Source organism: Bacillus cereus group sp. MYBK14-1 (assembly GCF_051916885.1).
Taxonomy (GTDB): Bacteria; Bacillota; Bacilli; order Bacillales; family Bacillaceae_G; genus Bacillus_A; species Bacillus_A cereus.
Map to the genome: position 1 here is coordinate 1 of NZ_JBQAHM010000055.1, position 522 is coordinate 522.

Sequence of the window (522 nt, forward strand, 5' to 3'; positions counted from 1 at the left end):
CCTTTTTGGAGCCAGCCGCCTAAGGTGGGACAGATGATTGGGGTGAAGTCGTAACAAGGTAGCCGTATCGGAAGGTGCGGCTGGATCACCTCCTTTCTATGGAGAATTGATAAGCGCTGCTTATCAATATAAGTTTCCGTGTTTCGTTTTCGTTTAGTTTTGAGAGTTCAATTCAGTATTGACTCTTAAATGAGGATATGATATAAATAAATCCTGCAATTTGTATGGGCCTATAGCTCAGCTGGTTAGAGCGCACGCCTGATAAGCGTGAGGTCGATGGTTCGAGTCCATTTAGGCCCACCATACATTTTGGGGCCTTAGCTCAGCTGGGAGAGCGCCTGCCTTGCACGCAGGAGGTCAGCGGTTCGATCCCGCTAGGCTCCACCAAAAAGCTATTTTAAATAGCAAATGGTATGTTCTTTGAAAACTAGATAACAGTGTAGCTCATATTTTTTAATTTTTAGTTTGGTTAAGTTAGAAAGGGCGCACGGTGGATGCCTTGACACTAGGAGTCGATGAAGG

2 tRNA genes and 1 rRNA gene are annotated in these 522 nt (G+C 45.2%); all 3 read left to right on the plus strand.

Annotation, left to right across the window (positions count from 1 at the left end):
• Nucleotides 1-96 (plus strand): 16S ribosomal RNA (locus tag ACTFR3_RS30500); the annotation flags it as partial.
• A 130-nt stretch (nucleotides 97-226) separates the two neighbouring features.
• Nucleotides 227-303 (plus strand) — tRNA-Ile (locus tag ACTFR3_RS30505).
• 8 nt (nucleotides 304-311) lie between these two features.
• Nucleotides 312-387, plus strand: a tRNA-Ala gene (locus ACTFR3_RS30510).
• The last annotated feature ends 135 nt before the right edge of the window (nucleotides 388-522 follow it).